11 protein-coding genes are annotated in these 10536 nt (G+C 63.3%); 6 read left to right on the top strand and 5 right to left on the bottom strand.

Going from position 1 to position 10536, the window contains the following annotated elements:
• Positions 1-276: 276 nt before the first annotated feature.
• From ptsP to Q8L50_RS13210, 5 genes are all read right to left on the bottom strand, one after another.
• Positions 277-2043 (bottom strand): phosphoenolpyruvate--protein phosphotransferase, encoded by a 1767-nt coding sequence (gene ptsP / locus Q8L50_RS13230; protein WP_305349102.1) that lies wholly within the window; start codon positions 2041-2043, stop codon positions 277-279.
• A gap of 126 nt (positions 2044-2169) precedes the next feature.
• On the bottom strand, positions 2170-2439 hold the full coding sequence (locus Q8L50_RS13225; RefSeq protein WP_305349101.1) for an HPr family phosphocarrier protein: 270 nt from the start codon (positions 2437-2439) through the stop codon (positions 2170-2172).
• A complete protein-coding gene (locus tag Q8L50_RS13220; protein ID WP_305349100.1) occupies positions 2408-2851 on the bottom strand; it encodes a PTS sugar transporter subunit IIA in 444 nt (147 codons plus the stop codon). Before Q8L50_RS13220 ends, Q8L50_RS13225 begins: the two co-directional genes overlap by 32 nt.
• Positions 2848-4233, bottom strand: coding sequence for an MFS transporter (locus tag Q8L50_RS13215; RefSeq protein ID WP_370869798.1), 1386 nt, complete (start codon positions 4231-4233; stop codon positions 2848-2850). The genes Q8L50_RS13220 and Q8L50_RS13215 overlap by 4 nt, the downstream gene beginning before the upstream one ends.
• Positions 4234-4238: 5 nt before the next feature.
• Complete coding sequence (locus Q8L50_RS13210) at positions 4239-4799, bottom strand: hypothetical protein (protein WP_305349099.1); 561 nt, start codon at positions 4797-4799, stop codon at positions 4239-4241.
• 160 nt (positions 4800-4959) lie between these two features.
• Between Q8L50_RS13210 and Q8L50_RS13205 the strand changes: the two genes are divergently transcribed.
• The 6 genes from Q8L50_RS13205 to Q8L50_RS13180 all read left to right on the top strand — a co-directional run.
• Entirely contained in the window at positions 4960-6192 is a 1233-nt protein-coding gene (locus tag Q8L50_RS13205; protein WP_305349098.1) for a PAS domain S-box protein, read from the top strand.
• Positions 6193-6203: 11 nt separating this feature from the next.
• Entirely contained in the window at positions 6204-6857 is a 654-nt protein-coding gene (locus tag Q8L50_RS13200; RefSeq protein WP_305349097.1) for a response regulator transcription factor, read from the top strand.
• A gap of 146 nt (positions 6858-7003) precedes the next feature.
• A complete protein-coding gene (locus tag Q8L50_RS13195; protein ID WP_305349096.1) occupies positions 7004-8407 on the top strand; it encodes a CmpA/NrtA family ABC transporter substrate-binding protein in 1404 nt (467 codons plus the stop codon).
• 8 nt (positions 8408-8415) lie between these two features.
• Positions 8416-9285, top strand: a complete 870-nt coding sequence (ntrB, locus tag Q8L50_RS13190) for a nitrate ABC transporter permease (protein WP_305349095.1) — start codon at positions 8416-8418, stop codon at positions 9283-9285.
• Positions 9275-10159 (top strand): ABC transporter ATP-binding protein, encoded by an 885-nt coding sequence (locus Q8L50_RS13185; protein ID WP_305349094.1) that lies wholly within the window; start codon positions 9275-9277, stop codon positions 10157-10159. Before ntrB ends, Q8L50_RS13185 begins: the two co-directional genes overlap by 11 nt.
• Positions 10156-10536: nuclear transport factor 2 family protein (locus Q8L50_RS13180; RefSeq protein ID WP_305349093.1), on the top strand; the 381-nt coding region annotated here is incomplete at its 3' end. The genes Q8L50_RS13185 and Q8L50_RS13180, both read left to right, overlap by 4 nt.

Raw genomic sequence — 10536 nt, 5'->3', positions numbered from 1 at the left:
TCGGTTGCCAGGGCATGGGCCTCTCCTTGCGTTGATCGCAAGCAAGAAGTGTTTCCTATGTCCTCGCACACCTGTTTCCCATGTCTCCTGTCCATACAGCGACGCAAAAGAAAGTTACTTGCCGCCGGGCAACCCCCGGCTAGCTGGCACACCTAAAGGCAACGAGGAAGCGAAGATGGATCCCGGCTCAAGGTCCGAAATGGCAAAGGACCAAGAACAAAATCCACCCCCCAACCCTTACCCCACCTGCGCAAACAGCTACCATTTCAATAGCAATCAGGGTGAGAGCAAAGCCGACGGCTCTTCGCTGGCCAACACGTCCTGGGCCCAGCGCTGCAGCTTGCTGGCATCGGCGCGCAGCACTTGCTGCTTGACGGCCAGGATTTGCGAGGGGTGCATGGAAAAGCTGCGCAGCCCCAGGCCCAGCAGCAGCCGCGTCATGCCTACATCACCGGCCATCTCGCCGCAGACGCTGACCCCCTTGCCCTGGGCCTTGCACTCGGCAATGGTGTCGGCAATCAGGCGCAGCACCGCCGGGTGGCAAGGGTCATACAGGTGCGACACCGCTTCGTCGGCCCGGTCAATCGCCAGCGTGTACTGGATCAGATCATTGGTGCCTATCGACAGGAAGTCAAAGTACTTCAGGAACAGCTTGACCGTCAGCGCCGCGGCCGGAATCTCTATCATCGCGCCCAGCTGCACCGGTCCATACGCGATGCCTTTGTTGTCCAGCTCGGCGCGCGCATGGTCCAGCAGCGACAAGGTCTGGCGGATCTCGCTCGCATGGGCCAGCATGGGCACCAGCAGATTCACCTGGCCATGCACCGCCGCGCGCAGGATTGCGCGCAGCTGTGTCAAAAACATGGGCGGGTCGGCCAGGCTCCAGCGGATGGCGCGCAGGCCCAGCGCCGGGTTCAGCTGCCCGTCCTGCGCCTTCCCGGCCAGCCGGTCCAGCGGTTTGTCAGAGCCGATATCCACCGTGCGAATCGTCACCGGCAGCCCCTGCATGCCTTCAACGGCCTTGCGGTAGGCCAGGTACTGCTCCTGCTCATCGGGCAGTTTGCCGGTGCGGCCCATGAACAAAAATTCACTGCGAAACAGGCCCACACCGACCGCGCCCACCGCCACCGCACCCGCCGTGTCGTCGGGCATTTCAATATTGGCCAGCAGCTCCACCTTCTGGCCGTCAATCGTCAGCGCCGGTGTGTGTTTCAGGCGGTTCAGGCGCTGGCGCTCCAGCTCGCCCTGGCGCTGCTTGAAGCCATACTCGGCCAGGATGATGGGCGAAGGATCGACGATCAACACGCCAGAGTCGCCGTCAATGATGACCCAGTCGTCCTGCTCGATCAGCTGGCTGGCGCTGCGCGCACCCACCACCGCCGGAATGTCCAGGCTGCGCGCCACGATGGCGGTGTGTGATGTCTTGCCACCCACGTCGGTCGCAAAGCCAACAAACAGGCTTTGCTTGAACTGCAGCATGTCGGCCGGCGAGATGTCGTGCGCAATCAGCACCAGCGGCACATCCATGGTGTCGTCCAGCAGCAGGTCCTGCTGGCGCGGCTGGCGGCTGGCCGCCTGCGCGGCCGGAAACACCGGCGAAGCCACGCCCTTCATGAAGCCCAGAATGCGCTCGACCACCTGCTCCAGATCGGCCTTGCGTTCACGCAGGTACTCGTCTTCCATCTCGTCGAACTGGCGCGCGATGACCTCGTACTGGGTGGTCAGCGCCCACTCGGCGTTGTAGAGGCGGTCGGTGATCCAGTGTTTGACACCATCGCTCAGTTGTTCGTCCTGCAGCAGCATCAGGTGCACATCCAGCAGCGCCGACAGCTCATGCGGCGCATCCTTGGGCAAGTCGCGCTGTACCCGCGCAATTTCTTCTGCCACCGCATCACGCGCCACACGCACGCGCTGGATTTCCTCAACCGTCTTGTCCGCGTCAATGAAGTAATGCGCCACATCGGCCCGGCTTGACGCCACCAGCACGGCTCGGCCAATCGCGATGCCACGCGAGACAGCCAGGCCGTGGACGCTAAAAGTCACTTGATCCCCGCAGTGGCATCTCCCCAGGCCAGCAGGGGCCGCGGGTCTGGCTTTGCCAGCCCGCAGGCGCAGCGGCCCCCTCGGGGGGCAGGAAGCTACACGCAGTGAGCGACCGTGGGGGCAATATCACTCACCCTCCCCAAACTTGTCGTGAATCAGCGCCAGCAATGCGTCCATTGCCTTCTGCTCGTCCGCCCCATCGGTCTCTAGCTCGACCGTGCTGCCTATGCCTGCGGCCAGCATCATCACGCCCATGATGCTTTTGGCGTTGACGCGGCGCTCGCCCTTGGCAATCCAGACCTCACAGCCGAAGCTGCCCGCCAGTTTGGTGAGTTTGGCCGATGCCCGGGCGTGCAGGCCCAATTTATTGCTGATGGTCGTGCTGGTCTTGATCATGTTTTCTTTTAGCCTGATTTTGCGGTGCGGTGATGGCCACCTGCATCACACCCTGTGTTCCGCCCATCACTGCACGTGCCACCAGCGCCTCCAGCGGCTCATGCCGGTAAGACACAGTGCGCAGCAGCATGGGCAGGTTAACGCCGGTGATCAGTTTGGAATGCACACCGTCCACCAGCTTTTGCGCCACATTGCAGGGCGTGGCGCCAAACACGTCGGCCAGCACCAGTGCGTGGGACGTCCCCATCTGCGCAAACACGATGCGCGCCTGCGCCAGGGTTTCTTCCGGTGGCATGTTGGGCTGCACGTCCAGCGCGGCCACACTGGCCGGGTTGTCGGGGAAAACATGCAAAACGCATTGCCGCAGGGCGGAAGCCAGAGGCGCGTGGGCGATGATGAGGATGCCGTTCATTGGGGTGGATTATCGCGGGTGGGGTCTGCTTTGACGCCGAGGAAGCAAGCATACGATGCAAGACAACAACACAGGAAGACCGCCATCGCCGCCTGAAAGCTGGCAATCTCTGTCAGCCCCGTGGCCCGGAAAACATCAATCAACAGGCCAATGCCCCACTGCATGACAAACACGCCGGCAAAAATCACCAGGTTGTAGCCAGAAAGCGCGCGCCCTGCCAGCGCCGACGGAAACGCCATGCCCACGGCCGGCTGGGCCAGTCCCATCACGCTGGCGCTCATGCAAAACACGGCCCAGCCAGCCCAGCCGGTGGCCGGTCCGGCCAGGATGTTCACCGCCAGCACCATGATGCTGACCGGCACCCCCCAGGAGATCAGGCGGTTGGCGTTCCAGCCATGCTGCGACAACCACGGATTGGCCAGCCCCCAGCACCAGAAGGTGAGCAACATGGCGGCATTGATCCAGAACAGCCCGGTGGCCGCCTCCAGCGGGGTGTGGCCCGCCACACGAATCATCCACGGTCCGGCCCACAGGGTCTGGATGGCAATCACGCCGCCGTAATAAAGAAAAGCCAGCGGCGCCATTCGCTGGAAATAGCGGCTGCGCCAGACCTGGCTGTAGCTGGATTGCTGCGCTGGTGCGGCCGCAACTTGGGCTGACGCCGACGCACGCAGCGAAGGGCCAGCCCCGGCAAATTCAGCCCCCTCGGGGGAAGGTCCTTCGACAGGCTCAGGATGACCGGAATCCCCTTTGCCGGAGCTGGGAGGCCGGTCTTTCCATGAAGGAACCACCCATGCAATCGCCAGCATCGACAACAGGATCAGCCCCGCCAGAATCCAGAACAGCGGGCGCCAGCCGGTCAGCGGCATCAGCCACTGCACCGGCAGGGTAGAGGCCAGCATGCCCAGCGAGCCGGTCATCAGCATCCACGAGTTGGAACGCAGCAGGGTGCCCGCGTCAAACCATCGGCGGTAACCGGTCAGCGGCGCCATCAGGCAGGCGCTGACACCCATGCCCAGCAGCACCCGCGCGATCAGCAGCGAGGTGAAACTGGTGGCCGCCGAAAAAGCCAGGCAGGCCAGCACGGCCAGACTCAAAAAGCAAAGGATCACGCGTTTGGGGCCATGCCGGTCCAGCCAGGCGCCCAGCGGTAACTGCGTGGCGGCAAAACCCAGAAAGTAGCCGCCCGCCAGCAAGCCCAGATCCCGCGCGTGCAAGGAGAACTCCTGCGTCAGCACCGGTGCCAGCGTGGCGGTGATGGCGCGTACCAGCGTTGAACAGAAGTAGGCCGCTGCAAACGCAAGAAACACCACAATCGCAGCCTTGCGGGGAAGCAGCCCGGCCCGCAGCAAGGGGGCGGTCGTCGGCGCCGTGGGCTGCACCGCGCTCACGGCCGGGCGCTCCCGCTGTCCAGTTTGAAGCTGGAGAAAAAGGTTTCGCTCACCTCGGGCGAAATTTTGTCGGCGTAAATCACGGCCTGGAATATTTGCCCGCCGTGTGCAAAATACGCGGCCTGGCTTTGCACCCCGCTGCCGTCAGCGCGCCGGCCTTCGGCACGCACCAGCGCGGGCGGCGGCAGCACCGAAGCGCCGGGTACTTTCAGCGGCGTTGCCTGGCCTGTGCCGGTGGCCTTCATGTTGACCAGCGTGGCCGCGCGCCAGCCGGCCAGCAGTGCAGCCAGCTGGCTAGTGTCTGGCACCGTGGCCACAGCAAGGGCAAATGTGGCGCCGCCCGTGTCGCAGCCCAGCATGGCCAGCTCGGTCTGCTGCCCGCCCAGCGGCACGTTGCGTGTGGCCTTGTCGGGCTTGCAGGGCAGCAGCAAACTCAGGGCGGTGTTGTCAGGTCGCACTTCACGCCAGTTAAAAGCCGGGTTGCACGCCGCCAGCAGCAGACAGGCGCCCGCCAGGCAATGGGTCAAATAAATGCGGAAATTGGAAGCCGGCGCCATGGTCTTGTAGGGAAAGGAGAGCCTTTGACTTTACAGGCATTCAAAAAAACAGGCCGTTTTGGGGCAAGCCGGCGCCGCGACGCGCTTGCGCACCGATTTGGCGCAGCCAGGCAGAGCCAGGGCGCACCAAGCTGGGCACGATGTTTGCTGAGTGCCCGGTATGTATGCCGAAACCGCCTCGCTGTCCCCGTCCGCGCACCTGCCTGGCGCAGACCAGCCAATCTGGCGCGACAAGCTGTCGCAACTGCTGGAGTCCACCGGCGAAGGCATTTTTGGCATCGACATGGACGGCTGCTGCACCTTCATCAACCGCGCCGGGGCTGAACAACTGGGCTTTTCGCCGGCCGAGGTGCTGGGCAAAAACATGCATGAGCTGGCGCATCACAGCCACGCCGACGGCGCGCATTACCCCGAACATCTGTGCCCCATCTTCAACGCCTTCCGCACGGCGCTGCCCTGCCGCATAGACACCGAGCTGTTCTGGCGCAAAAACGGCAGCGCCTTCGCCGTCGAATATTCGTCTTACCCCATCGTCGACGGCGGCGTGGTGCAAGGCGCGGTGGTCACCTTTGTGGATATCTCGGCACGGCGCCAGGCTGAAGACGCGCTGCGCCAGGCCCATGCGGTACTGGAGCAGCGCGTCAGTGAGCGCACGCTGGCCCTGTCTGAAGCGCTGCAGCAGCTGCGCGAACTCTCGGCCTACACCCACAGCGTGCGCGAGGAAGAGCGCACCCGGATTGCACGCGAGGTCCATGACGAGCTGGGCAGCCTGCTGGTGGCACTGAAGATGGACGTCGGCTGGCTGGACAAACGCTTGCAGGATCTTGGATCGTCGCCTGCCGTCTCGGAGCAGCAGCAGCGCGAGCCAGTGGCAGCGCAAACCATGCGCGACACCATGCGCAGCAAGTGCCAGAACATGGGCCTGCTGATAGAGACCGCAGTCGACAACGTGGGCCGCATCATCACCGACCTGCGCCCCAGCATCCTGGACCACCAGGGCCTGTGGGCCGCGCTGGACTGGCAGGCGCACGAGTTTGTGCAGTCGGCCGAGCTGGCGCTGGACTGGCAGATGGACGTCAGCGAAGCCGCCACCCTGCCAGAGCCGCAAGCCATCGCGATTTTTCGCATCTTCCAGGAAATGCTCAGCAACGTGGGCCGGCACGCGCAGGCCAGCCAGGTGGCCATCACCATTCAGGCCACGGCCACACACATCAACATCCGCGTGCAGGACAACGGCCGGGGCGCCGCGCCAGAGGCCTTTGAAGCAGCCAACGCCTACGGTGTGATGGGGATGCGTGAGCGCGCGCGGCATTTGGGCGGTACGCTGGAGATTACAAGCCAAATCGGGCTTGGGTCCTTGTTCCACCTGCGTATCCAGCTCCTGAATTCATAGCAAATCAAGCTATGACAAGTATCAAGATCCTGATCGGCGACGACCACCGCATCGTGCGCGAAGGCCTCAAGCAGGTGCTGGCCGACGCGCCAGACATTGAAGTGGTGGCCGAGGCCGAGACCGGCCCCGACATTCTGGACAAGGTCGAGGCGCTGGGCGGCCACGCCGGACTGGCCGCCGTGCTGCTCGACATCGCGCTGCCGGGCCGGGACGGCATGGACGTGCTGCAGGCGCTTAAAAAGGCCTGGCCGCTGCTGCCGGTGCTGATGCTCAGCACCTACCCCGAAAAGCAATACGCGGTGCGCTGCATCAAGCTGGGGGCGGCTGGCTACCTCAACAAAAGCGCCCACCCCGACGACATGATTGCTGCGGTGCGCAAGGTAGCCAGCGGCGGCATGTATGTCTCGGCCGTCACCGCCGAGGCGCTGGCCAGTGCCGTATCCAGGGGTTCGGGCGGCACCGAAGCCCTGTCGCACCGCGAGCATCAGGTCTTCCGGCTGCTGACGGCCGGCAGGTCTGTGGGCGAAATTGGTGCACAGCTTGGCCTGGCGTCCAACACGGTCAGCACCTACCGCCAGCGCATCCTTGAAAAAACTGGCGCCAAGAACGACGTAGAACTGGCGCTGTATGCCGAGCGCCACGCCAAAAGCCCTGCAGGCAGCTGAAACCCAGGGTTGGACGCCGCTTTTGTAGTGCCCGCCCTACACGCCGTCATGTAGGCCAGCGCGATATGCAGCGCCGCCCGTCGCCCTGGCTCAAAGTGGCGCGCACCTTGCAAGGTAGCCGCATCTTCAATTGAAAGGTGCACGCCATGTCTGACCGCTTCTCACCCTACGACGCCGACCGGCCCCTGATGCTCAAGTGCAGCTGCGGCGGTGACCACAGCCCGGCCGACCACCACGCCGAGCTGAACGCCGACGGCGCCACCGCCGAGCTGCGCCGGCGCAGCATGAGCAGCGAGTTTGAGAGTTACTCCAACGACTTCATTGAAGCCACGCTGGTCAAGGCCCTGTTTCCGCAAGACGAAGTGCGCCGCCGCTTCCTGCGCGCCGTCGGCAAGGGCACGGCCATGGCCGCCATTGCCAGCGTGCTGCCAGTGGGCACCATGCAGGCCATGGCGCAAGACAAAGGCAAGCTGGAAAAAACCAACCTCAAAATCGGCTTCATCCCCATCACCTGCGCCACGCCACTGATCATGGCGCACCCGCTGGGCTTTTACAGCAAGGAAGGTCTCAATGTTGAAGTCGTCAAGACGGCCGGCTGGGCGCTGATCCGCGACAAGATGATCAACAAGGAATACGACGCTACGCATTTCCTGAGCCCCATGCCGCTGGCCATGTCCATGGGCGTGGGCTCCAACCCGGTGCCCATGAATGTGGCGACCATCCAGAACACCAATGGCCAGGCCATCACGCTGGCCAACAAGCACAAGGACAAGCGCGACCCGAAGATGTGGAAGGGCTTCAAGTTTGCCGTTCCTTTCGAGTTCAGCATGCACAACTTTCTGCTGCGCTACTACGTGGCCGAAGCCGGCCTGAACCCCGACACCGACATCCAGATCCGCGTGGTGCCGCCGCCTGAAATGGTGGCCAACCTGCGCGCCGGCAACATCGACGGCTACCTTGGCCCTGACCCGTTCAACCAGCGCGCGGTGTACGAAGAAATCGGCTTCCTGCACATCCTGACCAAAGACCTGTGGAACGGCCACCCCTGCTGCGCCTTTGGCACCTCGACCGAATTCATCCAGAAGAACCCCAATACCTTTGCCGCGCTGTACCGCTCGGTGCTGACGGCCGCCGCCATGGCGCGCGACCCGAAAAACCGCGAGCTGATCGCCAAGGTGATCTCGCCACAGGCCTACCTGAACCAGCCGGAAACCGTGGTGGCACAGGTGCTGACCGGCCGCTTTGCCGACGGCCTGGGCAACATCAAGACCGTGCCGGACCGCGCCGACTTCGACCCGATTCCGTGGCAGTCGATGGCGGTGTGGATGCTCACGCAGATGAAGCGCTGGGGCTACGTCAAGGGCGATATCAACTACAAGCAGATCGCCGAAAAGGTGTTTTTGCTGACCGACGCGAAGAAGTACATGAAGGAACTTGGCCAGGCCGCCCCCGAAGGCGCGTATCCGAAATTCAAGATCATGGGCAAGGAGTTCGACGCGGCCAAGGCGGATGCCTACGCCAATAGCTTCGCGATCAACAAGATGGCTTGAAGCGTCCCATGAACCTTTTCAAAACACTGGGCTTTCGCGCAGGCATCGTCTCCGCCGTGCTCTTCGTGGTCTTCATCGCCGCCTGGTATGCGGCGACGGCATCGCCTGCCAGCACCGGTGGCAATGTCAGCGGCATGACCTCCGAGCAGATCGAATACCAGAAGATGATGGGCAAGGACCCCGGCGCGGCCAAGGCCGGCGGTTTTCCGACGCCGCTGCAGATGGGCCAGACAGCCTGGAAGCAACTGTCTGACCCGTTTTACGACAACGGTCCCAACGACAAGGGCATCGGCATACAGCTTGGCTACTCGCTGGCCCGCGTCGGCCTGGGTTTTCTGCTGGCCTGCCTGGTCGCCATCCCGCTCGGGTTTGTGATCGGCATGTCGCCGCTGCTGAGCCGCGCGCTGGACCCCTTTATCCAGGTACTGAAACCGATCTCGCCGCTGGCCTGGATGCCGCTGGCGCTGTACACCATCAAGGACTCCTCGGCGTCCGGCATTTTTGTGATCTTCATCTGCTCGGTCTGGCCCATGCTGATCAACACAGCCTTTGGCGTGTCAGCTGTCAAGCGTGAATGGCTCAACGTTGCCAAGACGCTGGAAGTCAAGCCGCTGCGCAAGGCCTTCCTCGTCATCCTGCCGGCCGCCGCGCCGACCATTTTGACGGGCATGCGCATCTCCATGGGCATCGCCTGGCTGGTGATTGTGGCTGCCGAGATGCTGGTGGGTGGCACCGGCATTGGCTACTTTGTCTGGAACGAATGGAACAACCTGTCATTGACCAACGTGATTTTTGCCATCGTCGTGATCGGCGTGATGGGCATGTTGCTGGACCTGATGTTTGCACAGCTGCAGAAGTGGGTGACCTATGCTGAATGACAGCAGGCCGTTTCTGCAAATCGAAGGCCTGGCCAAGTCCTACCCCGGCACCACGGAGCCGGTGTTTGACGAAGTCAACTTCAACATCGCGCGCGGCGAGTTTGTCTGCATCATCGGCCACTCGGGCTGCGGCAAAACCACCATCCTCAACGTGCTGGCAGGGCTTGAAAGCGCCAGCGCCGGCCATGTGTTCATGGACGGCCGCGAAGTCGCCGGCCCCAGCCTGGAACGTGGCGTCGTCTTCCAGGGCCATGCGCTCATGCCCTGGCTCACCGTGCGCAAAAACATTGCGTTTGCGGTGCGCTCCAAATGGCCCGACTGGAGCAATGCGCAGGTGGACACCCATGTCAGGAAATACGTGGACCTGGTGGGCCTGTCTGGCGCCATCGACAAAAAACCCTCGGCGCTGTCGGGCGGCATGAAGCAACGTGTGGGCATTGCGCGCGCCTTTGCGATTGAGCCCAAGATGCTGCTGCTCGACGAACCTTTTGGCGCACTGGACGCGTTGACACGCGGCACCATACAGGACGAGCTGCTGGCCATCGTGCGCGAGACGCAGCAAACGGTTTTCATGATCACCCACGACGTGGACGAAGCCGTGCTGCTGGCCGACAAGATCCTGCTGATGAGCAATGGCCCGCAAGCCCGCGTGGCCGAGATTGTGCGCAACACCATGCCACGCGACCGCCAGCGCGCGACCGTACACCACGACCCGCAGTACTACCCGCTGCGCAACCACCTGGTCGACTTTCTGGTGGCGCGCTCCAAAGACCTGTCACACGGCCGGGCGCCGGCGCACCCACCGACTGTGGAACCCGGCCGCGGCGCCTTGGCCGATACACCGCCCACCGTCACTTTGAAAGCTGTGGCATGAGTACGGAACAAGCCCGCCCGCCGCTGCCGCCCTTCACGCTGGAAACCGCGAAAGAAAAAGTGCAGAAGGCCGAAGACGCCTGGAACAGCTGCGACCCCGACCGCGTGGCGCTGGCCTATACCGAAGACTCGGTCTGGCGCAACCGCGCCGACTTCTTCTCGGGCCGGCCCATGATCCGCGAGTTTCTCAAACGCAAGTGGGCCAAGGAGCTGGACTACCGGCTCAAGAAAGAACTCTGGGCGTTTACCGGCAACCGCATCTCGGTGCGTTTCGAGTACGAATGGCATGACGACGCCGGTTTCTGGTTCCGCTCCCACGGCAACGAGCAGTGGGAATTTGACGAACTGGGCCTGATGCGGCGCCGCGAGGCCAGCATC

Source organism: Polaromonas sp., assembly GCF_030680935.1.
Classification (GTDB): domain Bacteria; phylum Pseudomonadota; class Gammaproteobacteria; order Burkholderiales; family Burkholderiaceae_C; genus Polaromonas.
Note: the sequence above shows the minus strand (reverse complement) of the source record. Positions and strands in the feature narration are given on the sequence as shown.

Bases quoted from the DNA above. Each gene is read 5' to 3' on its own strand.
- Q8L50_RS13185 (WP_305349094.1), top strand. From the start codon at position 9,275: ATGCTGAATGACAGCAGGCCGTTTCTGCAAATCGAAGGCCTGGCCAAG.
- Q8L50_RS13225 (WP_305349101.1), bottom strand. From the start codon at position 2,439: ATGATCAAGACCAGCACGACCATCAGCAATAAATTGGGCCTGCACGCC.
- Q8L50_RS13210 (WP_305349099.1), bottom strand. From the start codon at position 4,799: ATGGCGCCGGCTTCCAATTTCCGCATTTATTTGACCCATTGCCTGGCG.
- ntrB (WP_305349095.1), top strand. From the start codon at position 8,416: ATGAACCTTTTCAAAACACTGGGCTTTCGCGCAGGCATCGTCTCCGCC.
- Q8L50_RS13220 (WP_305349100.1), bottom strand. From the start codon at position 2,851: ATGAACGGCATCCTCATCATCGCCCACGCGCCTCTGGCTTCCGCCCTG.
- Q8L50_RS13200 (WP_305349097.1), top strand. From the start codon at position 6,204: ATGACAAGTATCAAGATCCTGATCGGCGACGACCACCGCATCGTGCGC.
- Q8L50_RS13205 (WP_305349098.1), top strand. From the start codon at position 4,960: ATGTATGCCGAAACCGCCTCGCTGTCCCCGTCCGCGCACCTGCCTGGC.
- Q8L50_RS13195 (WP_305349096.1), top strand. From the start codon at position 7,004: ATGTCTGACCGCTTCTCACCCTACGACGCCGACCGGCCCCTGATGCTC.